The sequence below is a fragment of the Streptomyces sp. NPDC101165 genome, assembly GCF_044768135.1.
In the GTDB taxonomy this organism is placed as follows: Bacteria; Actinomycetota; Actinomycetes; order Streptomycetales; family Streptomycetaceae; genus Streptomyces.
Genome location: NZ_JBIWPG010000014.1, coordinates 222,636 through 239,556, shown reverse-complemented (window position 1 = coordinate 239,556; position 16,921 = coordinate 222,636). Strand labels below are relative to the sequence as shown.

Here is a 16,921-nt window from a genome sequence, read left to right as displayed (position 1 = left end):
GAGAGGTGTCTTCAGGGCCGGCTGCGATGGGGCGCCGAAGTGGCGCCATCAGCGTGCTCAGCGAAACAGCCCGCGCACCGCCTTGCCCGGGGCGGACTTCTTCGGGCTCCCGGCCGCCTCCCGCGACGCTGCTGTCTCCTGGGGCTCGGCACCCTCCCCGGCCGGGGTGTCCTCGCCGTCGCCGTCGCCGTCAGCCGTACCGCCGTCGTCCGAGGGGCGGGTCGGCCGTTCGCGGGTCACCGGGGGGCGCGCGCCCTCGCCGCGGAGTCGGTCGGTCAGGCCGTCGAGGATGACCTCCACCCCGAAGGCGAACTTCTCGCTGAGCAGTTCGACCGGATCGGCCCCGAGCCGCTCCTCCAGGCGGGCGCGCAGCCGCGGGTACCCGGCGGCGATTTCGTTGGCCTCCGCCACCACGTCGACCGCGCTGTCGCCGGCCCGCGCCGCGGCCGCCTGGGTCGCATCGAGCAGGGCGGTTCCCGCCACGAACGTGAACGCGGCGTTCACGGCCCAGTCGAGGTCTCGCCCTTTGAACCCGGCCACCTCGTAGATGGCGTAGGAGTGGTCCTGGAACCGCGCCATTCCGGGACCGTAGACGAAGTGCGTGCTGATGGCGGGCACCAGCCACGGATGGCGCTTGACCATCGCGTACGTGTCCTGGACCAGGGCCCGGGCCGCGACCCGCCAGCCGCTCTCGACCGGGTCCAGCAGTTCGATCTCGCCCCACACCCGGTCGGCGGCGAGGACGACGAGGTTCTCCTTGCTGCCGACGTGCCAGTACACGGCCGTCGCCGCCGAGCCCAGCCGCTTGCCGAGTCGCCGCATGCTCAACCCCTCGACGCCCTCCGCGTCGAGCAGCTCGATCGCCGCCTCCACGATCTGATCGCGATTCAACGTTTCCCGCGGCACGACCAAAGCCTAACCCACCGCTTGCACACTGTTCTAGGAACCACTTGCACACCGTGCAACTGGCTCCTATTCTGCTGCCCGTGTCGGACTTGAACACCGTGAAAGTCGAGGGCGCGATGAGCCGCGCGCGGCCTCGGACAGATCTGAGGAGAAAGGCTGGAGCGCCGTGGAAACCATGACCGAAACGATCGCGCCCACGCGGTCGGCGGCGATCTCCGTCGCCGGCCTGAGCAAGTCCTACGGGGACAAGGTCGTGCTCGACGGCATCGACATGACCATCCCCGAGGGCACCGTCTTCGCGCTGCTCGGCCCGAACGGTGCCGGCAAGACCACCGCCGTACAGATCCTGTCCACGCTCATTCCCGCCGACGGCGGCGAGGCCCGGGTGGCCGGCCACGACGTGGCGGCCGAGGGCCACGCCGTCCGCAGGGCGATCGGTGTGACCGGCCAGTTCTCGGCCGTCGACAACCTGCTGACGGGTGAGGAGAACCTGTTACTGATGGCGGACCTGCACCACCTCGACCGCGCCGAGGGCAGGCGGCGGGCCGCCGAGCTGCTGGAGCGTTTCGACCTCACCGAGTCGGCGAAGAAGCCCGTCTCCACCTACTCCGGCGGGATGCAGCGCAAGCTCGACCTGGCGATGACCCTGGTGGGCGACCCCCGGGTGATCTTCCTGGACGAGCCGACCACGGGGCTCGACCCGCGCAGCCGCCACACCATGTGGGAGCTGATCCGCGATCTCGTCGCCACCGGCCGGGTCACGATCTTCCTGACCACTCAGTACCTGGAGGAGGCGGACCAGCTCGCCGACCGCATCGCGGTGCTGGACGGAGGCAAGCTGATCGCCGAGGGCACGCCGAAGGAGCTCAAGCGCCGGGTGCCGGGCGGCTACATCCGTCTGGAGTTCGCCGACGGCGACGAACTGGACACCGCCACCACGCTGTTCGACACCGGGCGGCGCAACGACGACGACCTCACGCTGGAGATTCCCAGCGACGGCAGCATCGCCACCATCCGGGCGGTCCTGGACGTTCTGGACAACACCTCGGTCGAGGCCCAGAACCTCACCATCCACACGCCCGACCTCGACGACGTCTTCTTCGCTCTGACCGGCCGCGCCAAGAACGAGACGGAGAGTGCGTCATGAGCGGTGTCTCCTACGCCCTGACCGATTCGGTGACGATGCTGCGCCGCAACATGCGGCACCTGATGCGGTATCCGATCATGATCATCGCGTACGTGGGTCAGCCCGTGTTCATCCTGCTGGTGGTGGTCGGCATCTTCGGCCACGCCCTGGGGCACGGTCTGGGCGTCCAGTCCACCGACGGGCACCGGTACATCGACTACGTGGCCCCCGCGATGATCCTCATCACGATCAACTACGGGCTCACCACGACGGCGTTGAACGTCAGCAACGACATGACCGCCGGCATCATGGACCGGTTCCGCACCATGGCGATCGCGCGTTCCTCGATCCTGATCGGGCACGTCCTCGAAGCCGTCGTGCGCACCCTGTTCAGCATCGCCCTGGTCCTCGGCCTCGCGGTGGCCCTGAAGTTCCGGCCGGACGCCACCCCGGTCGAGTGGATCGCCGCGATCGGTCTGATGGCGCTGCTCACGCTGGCGTTCACCTGGCTGGTGATGGCGTTCGCCCTGGCCACCAGGAGCCTGGAGGGCGCCAACAGTCTCACCTTGCCGCTGCAGTTCCTGCCCTTCCTCAGCAGCGCGTTCGTGCCCGCCTCGACGATGCCCGCCGGCGTCGACTGGTTCGCCCGCAACCAGCCCCTGACCCCGATCATCAACACGTTGCGCGGACTGCTGATGGGCTCGAGGATCGGCAACGACGGCATCGTGGCCGTGGCCTGGTGTGTCGGCATCGCCCTTGTCGGCTACCTCTGGTCCAAGGCCTCCTTCAACCGGAACTCCACCGCCCCGGTCGCCGCCGCACCTGCCGGCAAGAAGTAGCGGGAGCGCCTCTCCGGCACCAGGAACGGTGCCACCGCCCAGGTGGCGGTCACCTGCGAGGTGGCCGCCACCAAGGTCGTCAGTCGATGCGCCGAGCCGTCGCACAGGATCGAGGCTAGAGCGGCAGCGCCTCCGCCGCGGCTCCGGCCTCCGCCGACTCGACAGGTGCGGGCACGGCCGGCAGGAACACCTCGGTCTCCGCCACCCTCTGCTGCGGCAGCGACACCGGGCGCAGCGGGCGCGGCCCGGACACCACCGTGTAGTCCTGCCCCAGGAACGGCGGCTCGACCAGACCCGGGTCCTCGCCCAGCGCCAACTGAACAGCCGCCCAAGGGGCGTTCACCCCACAGAGCGACAGCTGGTGCAGCCCGCCCGCGGGCCTCGTGTTGACGTCCAGCAGCACCGGACGGTCGCCGAACATGCGGAACTGGATGTTGGCCAGGTAGTGCAGCCCGAAGCCCTCCGCGATCAGCCGGGCCGGCTCCAGCCACTGCTCGTGCAGTGTGAAGCCCCGGCGGCGGCCGTTCTTGGTGCGGCCCACGGCCAGCCGGACCCGGTTGTCCGGACCGGTCAGGCAGTCGACGGACACCTCCGGCTGCTCCAGGCGCGGCATCACCAGCCAGTCCACGGTCTCCTCGGCCCGCTCCAGCGCCTCGACGACCAGGTCCAGCTGGACGTGCGGGCCGGGGAAGCCGTTGAGGTGCAGGAGAGAGAAGGGAGCGCGCGTGATCACGCGGAAGCCGACCCCGCCCGCGCCGGCGGCCGGCTTGAAGCACGCCTTGTGCCCGGCAGCCTCCAACTCCTCCACCGCGGCGACGAGTTCGTCCGCCGTACGCACTCGCCACCACGGCGGCACCGGCACGCCGACCGAGCGGACCGCCTCGTACGCGGTCGCCTTGTCCTCGAACACGGCCACCGCCTCGGGGGTCGGCGCCAGCAGGGCCGTACCCACCGCCGCGAAATCGGCGCGGTGCGCCACGATCGCCGCCTGGTGCAGCCGGGGGACGAACACGTCGATGCCGCGCCGCGCGCACTGGTCGAGTGCGTACTCGACATAGGCGGCCGGGGACAGGCCCTCCGGCTCCAGGTCGGCGGTGTCGGCGGCGGCCAGCACGGGGGAGTCGGCGTCCCCGTGCGTGGCATGGATCTCGACCGCCCGGTCGCTGGGATTTCTCCGCAGCTGATCCATGAAGAACACGTTCTCCGCGTACGTGCGGTTGAGCCAGACGCGTACGCGAGAGAGCATGCAGGCCGCCTTTCAGGGTTTTCGGGCAGGGCTCAGCGGCCCGTGCCCGGGCAGGAGGGAGGAAGGGTCACCAAACGGCCCTGTGCGAAGGGGGATTAGGGGCGTTGGCGTTGGGGCGATCATACGGCTTTCAAGAGCCCCCGCGTGCAACGCGAATGTTACGGATTTCCAGCGCCTGTCAGGCGGGACCCGACCGGCGCGGGATCCCCTTGTCCCCGGCCGGTGAAATGTGTTGTCGTGGTGCGGACAGGATGATCGGGAGGGGTGCGGGGTGGAGTCGACGGCCGGGGCCGGACAGCTGCTGGCCATCAGTGACCTGCACATCTCCTATCCGGAGAACCGTGCGCTCGTCGAGCGCATGCGGCCCGGGACGGACGACGACTGGCTGATCGTGGCCGGGGACATCGCGGAGACCGTCGAGGACATCCGCTGGACGCTCGCCACCCTGGCGGGCCGCTTCCGCAAGGTCCTGTGGGCGCCCGGCAACCACGACCTGTGGACCCATCCGAGGGACAGCGTCACCCTGCGCGGCGTCGCCCGGTACGAACACCTCGTCGCCCTGTGCCGGGAACTGGGCGTGACCACGCCGGAGGATCCGTACCCGGTGTGGCACGGCCCGGGCGGCCCGGTCGTCGTCGCCCCGCTGTTCCTGCTGTACGACTACTCCTTCCTGCCGGCCGGCTGCGCCACCAAGGAGGAGGGGCTGGCCTACGCGGAGAGCACCGGCATCGTCTGCAACGACGAGTACCTGCTCCACCCCGACCCCTACCCGACCCGCGAGGACTGGTGCCGGGCCCGCGTGGCCGAGACCGAGCGCAGACTCGCCGAGCTGCCCGCGGACCTGCCCACCGTCCTCGCCGGTCACTATCCGCTCGACCGGCACCCGATGGACGTGCTCTGGCACCCGGAGTTCGCCATGTGGTGCGGCACCACCCTCACCGCCGACTGGCACCGCCGGTTCCGGGTCGAGACCATGGTCTACGGACACCTGCACATCCCGCGGACCACCTGGCACGAGGGTGTCCGCTTCGAAGAGGTGTCCGTGGGATACCCCCGTGAATGGCGCAAGCGCTCGGTACCCCCGGGGCAGCCGCGCCGCATCCTGCCGATGGAGGTCGAACCCGGTGATCGAGGAGCTGCTCCCGGAGTCGGTGGTGGCCGTGGAAGCGTTCGGTGACCACGAGGACCAGGAGAGCTCGCTGTACCCGGAGGAGCGGCAGCTCGTGGCACGGGCGGTGACCAAGCGCCGCCGGGAGTTCGCGGCCGTACGGGTCTGTGCCCGGAGCGCCATGGAGAAGCTCGGCGTGCCGCCGCAACCCGTGCTGTCCGGGGAGCGCGGTGCGCCCCGCTGGCCGGCCGGGCTCGTCGGCAGCATGACCCACTGCGACGGGTACCGCGCCGCCGCGCTGGTCCGCGCCGCGGAGCTGGCCTCCCTCGGGATCGACGCCGAGGTCCACGGACCACTGCCGGAGGGTGTGTTCGAGAGCATCGCACTGCCCGCCGAGCAGGACCGCCACCGTCATCAGTGCGCCACCCGGCCCGGGGTCCACTGGGGCCGGGTGCTGTTCAGCGCCAAGGAGTCCGTCTACAAGGCGTGGTTTCCCCTCGCCCGCGCCTGGCTGGACTTCTCCGAGGCCGACATCGAGCTGGTCACCGAACCGGGCCCGGGTCTGCGCGGCCGCTTCCACGCCCGGCTCCTCGTCCGGGGGCCCGAGGTGGACGGCGAACGCCTGACCGGGTTCGACGGCCGCTGGCTGGTGTCGGACGGTCTCGTACTGACGACGGTGGCCGTACCGCACCACTGAACGGAACGGCCATGCGGCGTCGGCTCACTCCTGTGGGCACCAGTGGCGCAGCAACCGGAAGAACTCCTCCTCGTTGCCCGAGAGTCCCGCCCGGGCCAGGGCCCCGTCCGCCTCGGCGAGCACGGCGGGCGGCACCATGACGGGCCGGCCGCCGTCCACGGAGCCGTCGAAGGCGGCGCGCACGGTGTGCAGCAGTCTCAGATAGGCCTGTACGGCGGTGCGCTCACGGTCGGTCAGTACGGCGGTGGGCATCGGTCGGCTCTCCCCGGTTCGGCGTCACGGTGGCGCGCCCTGCGGCGCCGTGCACCGCAGTCGCACGGCGCACACCTCCAGCTTGCCGCCCACCACTGACAACGCCGTTCGGCTCTGCCTCGGTTCGCCCGCTTAGCCGAGGTGAAACGCCATCGGACCCCCTGGATGCAGGGGGGGCGACATGCCGCGACCGCGTCCGGTGCGGGCCGTACGGCTGCGCACCGGAGCGGGAACGGCCCGAGGCGGGCGAACGCAGTGCGACGTGAAGCTCGCGGCGGGGTGCGGGGCCGGTCAGCCCTGTGGCCCCGGGTATCCGAGTGACGCCTCGATACGGCCCGCCACGTCGTCCCGGCGGCCGCGCAGGGCCGAACCGGACAGCCAGGTGCGGCACTTGCTGGCGAGAAGGAGGCCGAAGGCCTCGGCCTCGCGCTCCTCGGCCTGGTCGAAGCGGGTGCGGGCGGCGACGCGGTGGATCGTGGCCTGCAGGGCGGCCTGGTCGGTGTCGTCGCTCAGCAGCCGGGTCGCGACGCCGATTCCGGCATGGTCGAGATGGTGGCCGCGGTGGTCGGCCTGCATGTGCCAGAGCTCGTGACCGAGGATGACCAACTGGTGGTCGGGCGCGGTGCGTTGCTCCACGACGACCAGGTCGCGGTCGGCCATGTCCAGCCACAGCCCGCTGGCCGTACCGGGCGGGAAGGCGGCCGTACGGAAGTGGACGGGGCGACCGCGGCGGCGGCTCATCGTGTCGCACAGCGCGCGGTACAGCTCGTGCGGCGGGGCCGGCGTGGGCAGGGTGAGTTCCCCGACCAGCTCGGCGCACAACCGGCGCATGTCCCTGCCGATGCCCACAGTCCTCCCCCGGTTCACGACTCGGGCCGCTTGACGCTCTCCAGCAGCATGTCGAGCCACTCCGCGACCTTGTCCCGGTGCTGGTCGGTGGGCAGTTGCGCGGCCCGCCAGGCGATCCCGCGCACCCCGTGGTCCTGCAACAGCCGCTCCAGCGGATCGTCCGCCGCCTCGGCCGCGGCCCGCTCCCGGTCGGCGAGCTTCTGCAGCAGCTCCTGCTCGGTGCGCTGCAGCGCACCCGCGAGGGCCTCGGGGTCCTCCGCGGTGAGGAACCCGGCGTGCACCCGGAAGAACCGCTGCAAGGCGTCGCAGTGCTCCATCGTGGGCCGCCGGTCGCCGTTGATGAGCGCGCCGGCCTGCTGCCGGGACATGCCCGCGCCGTCGGCGATCTCCTGCTGGGTGTACTTGCGGCCGTTGGCCTTCAGCCGGGTGTGGCGCAGCAGGTCCAGGCGCTGCAGAAAGCGGGCCTGGACGTCCGGCTCGCCCGCCGGGCGGCCGCTGAGCAGGGCCTTGACCACCGGCTCCGGGACACCGCAGGCGACAGAGAGCCGCCCGACGGCGAAGACCTCGGCGTGCGGCACGGCGAGCCGGTCGGCGAGTGCGGTGACGCGGGCGACGACGGCCGGCAGCTGTGCGGTCTCCGTGGCGCCCGGATCCTCGTAGCCATCCGTCACCGACAGAACTCCTACGTCTCTCGAGGGCTTGAGGTGCGTCGCTTGTCACAAGCGGTTGCCGTGAACTTCCCGGAGAGTAGCGGGTGCTCCGAACCCGCAGCCAGGTCTCGCCACAACTGTGGCGAATTTCAGCCGTCAACGAGCATGAAATGCCACGATAGTTGACATGGATCTCGTCGGGGCAGCAGGATCGCTTCGCCGCGTGAAGGCCGCAGAGGCAAGAGGGGTGACCTCCCGATGGCACATCAGGCAGGAGGGCAGTGGCCGGCGCCGCGGCCCGTCCCCGAGGGCTGCGAGGTGCAGGCGTACCTACAGGACTACGCCACGCTTCTGGAGGCTGTTCCGCTCCCGTCCCTGGTCGTCGACCATCGCTGGAACGTCGTGCTGGCCAACGGCGCGTTCGAGACACTTTTTCGGGGCGTGCGCCCTCATCCGACGGCCATGCCCGGGGACAACTTCCTGCGGTTCGTCCTGTTCCACCCCGACGCCGGCGAGATCCTGGGCGACCACGAGGCGGGCTGGTGTCTGCCGATGCTGGCCCATTTCAAGACCGCCGTCGAGCGCTACGGCCATGACCACGAACTCCAGGCCGTCCGCCGGGACATCGCCCAGGACCCGATCATGGAGGCCGCCTACCGGCAGGGTCTGCCGCACTGGATCCGTGCCGTCGGCGAGGCCGGGACACAGCTCGACGGTGCCGTACGCCTTCTGGTCCACCCCGATCCGCGGCGGGGCCCGACCGAGTGCCGGATCGTCGAGGAGACGCCCCGGACGCTCCAGGAGATCGGCTGCGCCCGCCTGACCATGGTCCTGCGGGACGCCCGCCGCCCGGCCGCGGCCTCGCGCCGGCCTCGCCGGGCGCGCGGAGCGGACACCCATCTGGCGGTCGTTCCCGACCCCGAGGACTGACCCGGCTCCGTCGGCGTTCAGGTCGCCGACGGGGCCGGGCAGATACCCCCTTCCGCCCATGGGCCCCACTGTCTGCCCTGCGACACCCCATGCCGCGTTTACGCAAACGGCTTGCGTAACTTGCGCTACGCTTGCGCGCATGACGCGACGACTTGCGGAAGTGGCGAAGAAGGTCGGGGTCAGCGAGGCCACGGTCAGCCGGGTGCTCAACGGCAAGCCCGGGGTCTCCGAAGCCACCCGGCAGGCGGTGCTGACGGCCCTCGACGTTCTCGGCTACGAGCGCCCCACCCAGCTGCGCGGCGAACGCGCCCGCCTCGTCGGCCTGGTCCTGCCGGAGCTGCAGAACCCCATCTTCCCGGCGTTCGCCGAGGTCATCGGGGGCGCCCTCGCACAGCTCGGACTCACCCCGGTGCTGTGCACGCAGACCAAGGGCGGGGTCTCGGAGGCGGACTACGTGGAGCTGCTCCTGCAACAGCAGGTCTCCGGCGTCGTCTTCGCCGGCGGCCTGTACGCGCAGGCCGACGCCCCGCACGACCACTACCGGCTGCTCGCCGACCGCAACATCCCGGTCGTGCTGGTCAACGCGGCCATCGAGCACCTCGGCTTCCCGGGTGTCTCCTGCGACGACGCCGTCGCCGTCGAGCAGGCCTGGCGGCACCTGGCCTCCCTCGGGCACGAGCGGATCGGGCTCGTGCTCGGGCCCGGGGACCATGTGCCGTCCGCGCGGAAGCTGGCGGCGGCGCGGGAGTTCGCGGGTGACCTGCCGGACGCCTTCGTCGCCCGGGCCATCTTCTCCATCGAGGGCGGTCACGCGGCGGCCTCCCGGCTGATCGACCAGGGCATCACGGGCATCATCTGCGCCAGCGACCCGCTCGCGCTCGGCGCGATCAGGGCGGCCCGGCGCAAGGGGCTCGACGTCCCGTCCCAGGTCTCCGTGGTCGGTTACGACGACTCCGCGTTCATGAACTGCACCGAACCCCCGTTGACCACCGTCCGTCAGCCCATCGAGGCCATGGGCCGGGCGGCGGTCGAGCTGCTGAACGTGCAGATCGGCGGGACGGCCGTACCGGCGGAGGAGCTGCTGTTCGAACCGGAACTGGTGGTCCGCGGGTCGACCGCGCAAGCACCTCGTTCCTGAGATCCACGTGACTGTCGAATAATTACAGATTCTGCGCGATATCTTGCGGCCCGATGTCGTCGGTGCTTGAGTGTGCGGCGCCCACCGCTCCTGCCTTGAGGGGTCCACCGATGAGAAGCACCGGGTTCCGCCGTACCTTCGCCACGATCGGCGTCTGTTCCTCCCTCGCCCTCGTCGCGTCCGCCTGCGGGTCGGGCGACGACGGCACGGCGAGCGGCAAGACCCGTATCACGGTCAACTGCGAGCCGCCGGGGAGCGCCAAGGTCGACCGGCGCTTCTTCGAGCAGGACATGGCCTCGTTCGAGAAGCAGAACCCGGACATCGACGTCGTCGCACACGACGCCTTCCCCTGCCAGGACCCGAAGACCTTCGACGCCAAGCTCGCCGGCGGGCAGATGGAGGACGTCTTCTACACGTACTTCACCGACGCCGGACACGTCGTCGACATCGACCAGGCCGCCGACCTCACGCCGTACCTCGAGGAACTCAAGAGCTACGACACCATCCAGAAGCAACTGCGGGACATCTACACCGTGGACGGCAAGGTCTACGGCATACCGCGCACCGGATACAGCATGGGGTTGATCTACAACCGCAAGCTCTTCGAGAAGGCCGGACTCGACCCCGACAAGCCCCCGGCGACCTGGGACGAGGTCCGCGCCGACGCCAAGCGGATCGCCGCCCTCGGCGACGGCACCGTCGGATACGCCGACTACAGCGCCCAGAACCAGGGCGGCTGGCACTTCACCGCCGAGCTGTACTCGCAGGGCGGCGACGTCGTCGGCACCGACGGCAAGAAGGCCACCGTCGACACCCCCGAGGGGCACGCCGTCCTGCAGAACCTGCACGACATGCGGTGGACGGACGACTCGATGGGCAGCAAGCAGCTCCTCGTCATCAACGACGTGCAGCAGATGATGGGTTCGGGCAAGCTCGGCATGTACCTCAGCGCCCCCGACAACATCCCGATCCTGGTCAAGGAGAAGGGCGGCGACTACAAGGACCTCGCTCTCGCCCCCATGCCCGGCGGCAAGGGCACCCTCATCGGCGGCGACGGCTACATGTTCAACAAGAAGGACACGCCCGCCCAGATCCGCGCCGGCCTGAAGTGGCTCGACCACATGTTCCTCACCCCGGGATCCGGCTTCCTCGGCGACTACGCCCGTGCCAAGCAGAACGACGCACCCGTCGGCCTGCCCGAGCCACGCCTGTTCACCGGTGCCGCCGACGCCAAGGACCAACAGGTCAAGAAGGCCAACGCCAATGTCCCGGTGGAGAACTACCGGGCCTTCCTCGACGGCAACCAGCAGCTGCGGATGAAGATCGAGCCGCCGGACGCCCAGCAGATCTACTCCGTCCTCGACGGTGTCGTCTCCGCCGTCCTCACCAAGCAGGACGCGGACATCGACCAGCTCCTCAAGGACGCGTCCGGCAAGATCGACAGCATTCTGGCCCGGAGCTGACCGCCATGACGAAGACGGCCGAGCGGCGCCCGGTCGGGGAGCCCGCCGTCCACCCGGTGCAGGCGCCGTCCCCGGTAGGGGGCCGGGGGGCGGCGTCGCCTCGCCGACCAGGCCCGTGCCCACGCCTTCCTGCTCGGCGGCCTGATCTGCTTCGCGCTGTTCTCCTGGTATCCGGCGATCCGCGCGATCGTCATCGCCTTCCAGAAGTACACGCCCGGCTCCTCGCCCGAGTGGGTCGGCACCGCCAACTTCACCCGCGTCTGGCACGACCCCGAGTTCACGGCGGCCTGGCGCAACACCCTCACCTTCACCCTGCTGGCCCTGCTGATCGGCTTCGCCGTCCCCTTCGTCCTCGCCCTCGTCCTCAACGAGCTGCGGCACGCGAAGGCGTTCTTCCGGGTCGTGGTCTACCTGCCGGTGATGATCCCGCCGGTGGTCAGCGCCCTGCTGTGGAAGTGGTTCTACGACCCCGGAGCCGGCCTCGCCAACGAGACGCTGCGCTTCCTGCACCTGCCCACCTCGAACTGGACCAACGGCACCGACACCGCACTGATCTCCCTGGTGATCGTGGCCACCTGGGCCAACATGGGCGGCACCGTCCTCATCTACCTGGCCGCCCTGCAGTCCATCCCCGGCGAGCTGTACGAGGCCGCCGAACTCGACGGCGCGAATCTGCTCCAGCGCATCCGGCACGTGACGGTCCCGCAGACCCGGTTCGTCATCCTGATGCTGATGCTCCTTCAGATCATCGCCACCATGCAGGTGTTCACCGAGCCGTTCGTCATCACGGGCGGCGGACCGGAGAACGCCACGGTCACCGTCCTCTACCTCATCTACAAGTACGCCTTCCTCTACAACGACTTCGGCGGCGCCTGCGCGCTCAGCGTGATGCTCCTCGTGCTGCTCGGCGCCTTCTCCGCCGTCTATCTGCGGCTCACCCGCGCCGAGGGGGACGCATGAGCACCCGGACCCTGATCTCCCCGGCCACACTCGCCCGCCCCCGCGGCAGAGCCGTCTACTGGACCGTGTTCACCGGCGTCGTCCTGCTCTTCACGCTCGCCTTCCTCTTCCCGGTCTACTGGATGGTGACCGGCGCGGCGAAGTCCCCGGACGAGGTGGCCCGGACCCCGCCGACGCTGATCCCGCGGCACTGGCAGACCGCCGGCTACACCGACGCCTGGGACCTGATGCAACTGCCGCAGCACCTGTGGAACACGGTGGTGCAGGCGGCCGGCGCCTGGGCCTTCCAGTTGGTCTTCTGCACGGCCGCCGCCTACGCCCTGTCCAAGTTGCGGCCCGCCTTCGGCAAGGTGATCCTCGGCGGCATCCTCGCCACCCTGATGGTCCCGGCCCAGGCGCTGGTCGTACCCAAGTACCTGACCGTCGCCGACCTCCCGCTGATCCACACCAGCCTGCTCAACGACCCCCTCGCCATCTGGCTCCCGGCCGTCGCCAACGCCTTCAACCTCTACCTGCTGAAGCGGTTCTTCGACCAGCTTCCGCGCGATGTCCTGGAGGCCGCCGAGATCGACGGCGCGGGGAAGCTGCGGATCCTGTGGTCGGTCGTGCTGCCCATGTCCCGGCCGGTCCTCGGCGTGGTGTCGATCTTCGCGCTCGTCGCGGTCTGGCAGGACTTCCTGTGGCCGCTGATGGTCTTCTCCGACACCGACAAGCAGCCGATCAGCGTGGCCCTCGTCCAGCTGTCGCAGAACATCCGGCTCACCGTGCTCATCGCCGCGATGGTGATCGCCAGCATCCCGATGGTGGCGCTGTTCCTCGTCTTCCAGCGGCACATCATCGCCGGGATCAGCGCGGGCAGCACCAAGGGCTGAGACAGCGGCCCCGTCTACAGAAAGGCAAGCCCAGTGGGACAGCCCACCCATGCCCCGACGGACCACGACTGGTGGCGCTCGGCCGTCATCTACCAGGTGTACGTGCGCAGCTTCGCGGACGGCGACGGCGACGGCACCGGAGACCTCGCCGGGGTCCGTGCGCGGCTGCCGTACCTGGCCGAACTCGGCGTCGACGCCCTGTGGTTCAACCCCTGGTACCTGTCACCCATGAAGGACGGCGGCTACGACGTCGCCGACTACCGGGCGATCGACCCGGCCTTCGGCACCCTCGCCGAGGCCGAGAAGCTCATCTCCGAGGCGCGCGAGCTGGGCATCCGCACGATCGTCGACATCGTGCCGAACCACGTCTCCGACCAGCACCCCTGGTTCCGGGCGGCCCTTGCCGCAGGGCCCGGCAGCCCCGAGCGCGAGCTGTTCCACTTCCGGCCCGGACGCGGCCCGCACGGCGCACTCCCGCCCAACGACTGGCCCTCGCAGTTCGTCGGCTCCACCGAACCGGTCTGGACCCGGCTGCCCGACGGCGACTGGTACCTGCACCTGTTCACGCCCGAGCAGCCCGACCTCAACTGGGCCCACCCGGCGGTCCGCCAGGAGCACGAGGACATCCTGCGCTTCTGGTTCGAGCGCGGAGTGGCCGGCGTCCGCATCGACTCGGCGGCCCTGCTCGCCAAGGACCCGGACCTGCCCGACCTCGCCGCACACCCCGAGCCGCACCCCTTCGTCGACCGCGACGAACTCCACGACATCTACCGCTCCTGGCGATCCGTGGCCGACGCCTACGGCGGTGTGTTCGTCGGCGAGGTCTGGCTCCCCGACCCCGAACGCTTCGCCCGCTACCTGCGCCCCGACGCACTCCACACCGCCTTCAACTTCGCCTTCCTGTCCTGCCCCTGGGACGCCGGGCGGCTGCGCGCCGCCGTCGACAGCACCCTTGCCGAACACGCCCCGGTCGGCGCCCCGGCCACCTGGGTGCTGTGCAACCACGACGTGACGCGCACGGTCACCCGCTACGGCCGCGAGGACACCGCGTTCGACTTCGCCACCAAGGCCTTCGGCACCCCGACGGACCCGGCGCTCGGCACCCGCAGGGCCCGGGCGGCGGCACTGCTGTCACTGGCGCTGCCCGGGGCGGTGTACCTCTACCAGGGGGAGGAGCTGGGCCTGCCGGAGGCCGAGATCCCGGTCGACCGCGTCCAGGATCCGATGTACTTCCGGTCGCACGGCGCCGCCCCGGGCCGCGACGGCTGCCGGGTGCCGCTGCCCTGGACGGCCGACGCGCCGTACGCGGGATTCGGTTCACGCGAGGAGCCATGGCTGCCGCAGCCGGTCGACTGGCCGTCGTACGCGGTCGACCGCCAGCAGCGCAGCGCGTCCTCCATGCTGACCCTCTACCGCGAGGCCATCGCCATCCGCCCGGTCTTCGGCGACGGACCCCTGACCTGGCTGCCCGCCCCCGAGGACGTACTTGCCTTCTCCCGCGCGGAGGGCGTGACGTGCGTGGTGAACCTCGCCGCCGCTCCCGCCGAGCTGCCCGCGCACTCCGAACTCCTGCTCAGCAGCGGCCCGCTGGACGACCGGGGCCGGCTCCCGCAGGACACGGCGGCCTGGCTGCGCGCCTGAGCCGCCCCCGCACTCCCTGCTATCCCACGCACCCCCACCACGAAGGGATCAGCACATGCACAGCAGCACCGCCGAACATGTCAGGCGCATGCCAGCCATCGGGGCGGTCGTCGCCCTGGCCGCCGGCATGCTCGTCGCCGTGGCCCCCACCGCTCACGCGGCTTCGGGTGCCACACTCCCCTTCACCTCCGTCGAGGCCGAGTCGGCGAGCACCACCGGCACGAAGATCGGCCCCGACCACACACAGGGCACCCTCGCCTCCGAGGCCTCCGGACGGCAGGCCGTACGGCTGACCTCCGGGCAGCGGGTGGAGTTCACCGTGCCGCGTGCGTCCAACGCCGTGAACGTCGCCTACAGCGTCCCGGACGGGCAGTCCGGTTCCCTCAACGTGTACGTCAACGGCACCAGGCTCGCCAGGACGCTCCCGGTGACGTCCAAGTACTCCTACATCGACACCGGCTGGATCCCGGGCGCGAAGACCCACCACTTCTTCGACAACGCCCGGCTGCTGCTGGGGCAGAACGTCCAGGCGGGCGACAGGATCGCCTTCGAGTCGACCGGCACCCAGGTCACGGTGGACGTCGCCGACTTCGAGCAGGTCGCGGCGGCCGCCGCCCAGCCCGCCGGTTCGGTGTCCGTCGTGTCCAAGGGCGCCGATCCCAGCGGCAACGGCGACTCCACCCAGGCCTTCCGGGACGCCATCGCGGCGGCCCAGGGCGGAGTGGTGTGGATCCCGCCGGGCGACTACCGGATCACCTCCTCCCTCAACGGGGTCCAGAACGTGACCCTGCAGGGCGCGGGCAGCTGGTACTCGGTCGTGCACACCTCCCGGTTCATCGACCAGTCCAGCTCCTCCGGAGGCGTGCACATCAAGGACTTCGCGGTGATCGGCGAGGTCACCGAGCGCGTCGACTCCAGCTCGGACAACTTCGTCAACGGCTCCCTGGGACCCGGCAGTTCGGTCTCCGGCATGTGGATCCAGCACATGAAGGTCGGCCTCTGGCTGATGGGCAACAACGACAACCTGGTGGTGGAGAACAACCGCATCCTCGACACCACCGCCGACGGCCTCAACCTCAACGGTACCGCCAAGGGCGTCCGCGTCAGCAACAACTTCCTGCGCAACCAGGGCGACGACGCGCTCGCCATGTGGTCGCTGTACTCCCCGGACACGAACTCCAGCTTCGAGAACAACACGATCTCGCAGCCCAACCTCGCCAACGGCATCGCCATCTACGGCGGCACCGACATCGCCGTCAAGAACAACCTGATCTCCGACACCAACGCCCTCGGCAGCGGCATCGCGATCTCCAACCAGAAGTTCCTCGACCCCTTCCACCCCTTGTCCGGCACCATCACGGTCGACGGCAACACCCTCGTCCGCGCCGGCGCGATGAACCCCAACTGGAACCATCCGATGGGCGCCCTGCGCGTCGACTCCTACGACAGCGCGATCAACGCCACGGTCAACATCACCGACACGACGATCACCGACAGCCCCTACAGCGCCTTCGAGTTCGTCTCCGGCGGCGGGCAGGGCTACCCGGTCAGGAACATCAACGTGACCGGGGCGACGGTGCGGAACACGGGCACGGTCGTCGTCCAGGCCGAGGCACAGGGCGCGGCCACCTTCCGCAACGTCACCGCCACCCAGGTCGGCGCCGCCGGCATCTACAACTGCCCCTACCCGGCGAACTCCGGCTCCTTCGCACTCACCGACGGCGGCGGCAACTCCGGCTGGTCCAGCACCTGGTCGGACTGCTCCACCTGGCCCCAGCCCGGCCAGGGCAACCCGGACCCGGACCCGAACCGCAACCTCGCCAAGGGCCGCCCGGCCACCGCGACCGGCTCCCAGGACGTCTACACCCCCGGCAAGGCGATCGACGGAGACGCCAACAGCTACTGGGAGTCCGCCAACAACGCGTTCCCGCAGTCCTGGACGGTCGACCTCGGCTCCTCCGACGCGGTCCGCCGACTCGTGCTGAAGCTGCCCCCGTCCTCGGCCTGGGGCGCCCGCACCCAGACCATCACGGTGCTCGGCAGCACCGACGGCTCGACCTACTCGACCGTGGTCGGCTCCCAGGGCTACCGCTTCGACCCGGCCACCGGCAACACGGCCACCGTCGCCCTGCCCGGCAGCACCGACCTGCGCTACCTCCGCCTGAGCGTCAGCGCCAACACGGGCTGGCCGGCCGGGCAGTTCAGCGAGGTGGAGGCCTACCTCACCCCCTGACCCGGCCCGAG

At 70.3% G+C, this 16,921-nt stretch carries 15 protein-coding genes and 1 pseudogene; 11 read left to right on the top strand and 5 right to left on the bottom strand.

Features of this window, described 5'->3' with window-relative positions; translation table 11 throughout:
* Positions 1-57: 57 nt before the first annotated feature.
* On the bottom strand, positions 58-906 hold the full coding sequence (locus ACIRVH_RS29400) for a TetR/AcrR family transcriptional regulator (RefSeq protein ID WP_403959129.1): 849 nt from the start codon (positions 904-906) through the stop codon (positions 58-60).
* 175 nt (positions 907-1,081) lie between these two features.
* Here ACIRVH_RS29400 and ACIRVH_RS29395 point away from each other — a divergent pair, with 175 nt between their 5' ends.
* Both ACIRVH_RS29395 and ACIRVH_RS29390 read left to right on the top strand, forming a co-directional pair.
* Positions 1,082-2,053: an ATP-binding cassette domain-containing protein gene (locus tag ACIRVH_RS29395; protein ID WP_403959127.1), complete on the top strand. Its 972-nt coding sequence runs from the start codon at positions 1,082-1,084 to the stop codon at positions 2,051-2,053.
* The gene (locus ACIRVH_RS29390; RefSeq protein ID WP_403959124.1) at positions 2,050-2,871 is read left to right on the top strand and encodes an ABC transporter permease; all 822 of its coding nucleotides are present in this window, start codon (positions 2,050-2,052) and stop codon (positions 2,869-2,871) included. The genes ACIRVH_RS29395 and ACIRVH_RS29390 overlap by 4 nt, the downstream gene beginning before the upstream one ends.
* Positions 2,872-2,986: 115 nt before the next feature.
* Here the strand turns inward: ACIRVH_RS29390 and ACIRVH_RS29385 are convergent, their stop codons facing one another.
* Entirely contained in the window at positions 2,987-4,117 is a 1,131-nt protein-coding gene (locus ACIRVH_RS29385; protein WP_403959121.1) for an ATP-grasp domain-containing protein, read from the bottom strand.
* Positions 4,118-4,388: 271 nt separating this feature from the next.
* On the opposite strand from ACIRVH_RS29385, the gene ACIRVH_RS29380 reads away from it, so the two are divergent.
* On the top strand, positions 4,389-5,294 hold the full coding sequence (locus tag ACIRVH_RS29380) for a metallophosphoesterase family protein (protein ID WP_403959118.1): 906 nt from the start codon (positions 4,389-4,391) through the stop codon (positions 5,292-5,294).
* Positions 5,242-5,922 (top strand): 4'-phosphopantetheinyl transferase, encoded by a 681-nt coding sequence (locus ACIRVH_RS29375; RefSeq protein ID WP_403959116.1) that lies wholly within the window; start codon positions 5,242-5,244, stop codon positions 5,920-5,922. The genes ACIRVH_RS29380 and ACIRVH_RS29375 overlap by 53 nt, the downstream gene beginning before the upstream one ends.
* Before the next feature lie 24 nt (positions 5,923-5,946).
* Here the strand turns inward: ACIRVH_RS29375 and ACIRVH_RS29370 are convergent, their stop codons facing one another.
* From ACIRVH_RS29370 to ACIRVH_RS29360, 3 genes are all read right to left on the bottom strand, one after another.
* On the bottom strand, positions 5,947-6,174 hold the full coding sequence (locus ACIRVH_RS29370; RefSeq protein ID WP_403959113.1) for a hypothetical protein: 228 nt from the start codon (positions 6,172-6,174) through the stop codon (positions 5,947-5,949).
* 291 nt (positions 6,175-6,465) lie between these two features.
* Positions 6,466-7,005 carry a toxin-antitoxin system, toxin component gene (locus ACIRVH_RS29365; RefSeq protein WP_403959179.1) on the bottom strand — a complete coding sequence of 180 codons (540 nt, stop codon included), beginning with the start codon at positions 7,003-7,005 and terminating at the stop codon, positions 6,466-6,468.
* A 32-nt stretch (positions 7,006-7,037) separates the two neighbouring features.
* Complete coding sequence (locus ACIRVH_RS29360) at positions 7,038-7,694, bottom strand: helix-turn-helix domain-containing protein (RefSeq protein WP_403959110.1); 657 nt, start codon at positions 7,692-7,694, stop codon at positions 7,038-7,040.
* Between the two features lie 237 nt (positions 7,695-7,931).
* Here ACIRVH_RS29360 and ACIRVH_RS29355 point away from each other — a divergent pair, with 237 nt between their 5' ends.
* The 7 genes and pseudogenes from ACIRVH_RS29355 (at position 7,932) to ACIRVH_RS29325 (ending at position 16,910) form a co-directional block, all read left to right on the top strand.
* A complete protein-coding gene (locus ACIRVH_RS29355; protein WP_403959108.1) occupies positions 7,932-8,603 on the top strand; it encodes a hypothetical protein in 672 nt (223 codons plus the stop codon).
* Positions 8,604-8,742: 139 nt separating this feature from the next.
* On the top strand, positions 8,743-9,741 hold the full coding sequence (locus ACIRVH_RS29350; RefSeq protein ID WP_403959105.1) for a LacI family DNA-binding transcriptional regulator: 999 nt from the start codon (positions 8,743-8,745) through the stop codon (positions 9,739-9,741).
* Positions 9,742-9,851: 110 nt separating this feature from the next.
* Entirely contained in the window at positions 9,852-11,204 is a 1,353-nt protein-coding gene (locus tag ACIRVH_RS29345; protein WP_403959102.1) for an ABC transporter substrate-binding protein, read from the top strand.
* Between the two features lie 5 nt (positions 11,205-11,209).
* Positions 11,210-12,164, top strand: a pseudogene (locus ACIRVH_RS29340) (carbohydrate ABC transporter permease).
* Positions 12,161-13,036, top strand: a complete 876-nt coding sequence (locus tag ACIRVH_RS29335; RefSeq protein WP_403959099.1) for a carbohydrate ABC transporter permease — start codon at positions 12,161-12,163, stop codon at positions 13,034-13,036. The pseudogene ACIRVH_RS29340 and the gene ACIRVH_RS29335 overlap by 4 nt, the downstream one beginning before the upstream one ends.
* A 33-nt stretch (positions 13,037-13,069) precedes the next feature.
* Positions 13,070-14,677 carry a glycoside hydrolase family 13 protein gene (locus tag ACIRVH_RS29330; protein WP_403959096.1) on the top strand — a complete coding sequence of 536 codons (1,608 nt, stop codon included), beginning with the start codon at positions 13,070-13,072 and terminating at the stop codon, positions 14,675-14,677.
* 55 nt (positions 14,678-14,732) lie between these two features.
* Positions 14,733-16,910: a discoidin domain-containing protein gene (locus ACIRVH_RS29325; protein ID WP_403959093.1), complete on the top strand. Its 2,178-nt coding sequence runs from the start codon at positions 14,733-14,735 to the stop codon at positions 16,908-16,910.
* Positions 16,911-16,921: the final 11 nt, after the last annotated feature.